1 protein-coding gene is annotated in these 344 nt (G+C 58.4%); it reads left to right on the top strand.

The features are described from left to right. Window positions 1-344 (top strand): class I SAM-dependent methyltransferase (locus B7449_RS18605; RefSeq protein ID WP_048884052.1); only part of this gene is annotated, 344 nt, incomplete at both ends.

Here is a 344-nt window from a genome sequence, read left to right as displayed (position 1 = left end):
AGGGCAGGACTGAAGCGCGCGACACAATATGCGCATTTTACCCCTGAACTGATCGTGCACGCACTCTGGAACAAAGTGCTGCAGATGGGCTTCAGGGGCGGTTCTGTGCTTGAACCCGGCTGTGGGACCGGTCTTTTCATCGCGGCCCGACCGGAAAGGCTCGAGGGACGCATCGCCTTTACCGGGATCGAGAATGATCCGATTACGGCAAGGATTGCGCGCAGGCTCTATCCGAACCAGTGGATCCGCAGCGAAGATTTCACGACAGCGAAGCTCGCAAACGGGTATGACCTTGCGATCGGTAATCCACCCTTTTCCAATCGCACCGTGCGTGGCCCGGAAGG

Source organism: Komagataeibacter intermedius TF2, from assembly GCF_000964425.1.
Taxonomy (GTDB): domain Bacteria; phylum Pseudomonadota; class Alphaproteobacteria; order Acetobacterales; family Acetobacteraceae; genus Komagataeibacter; species Komagataeibacter intermedius.
Note: the sequence above shows the minus strand (reverse complement) of the source record. Positions and strands in the feature narration are given on the sequence as shown.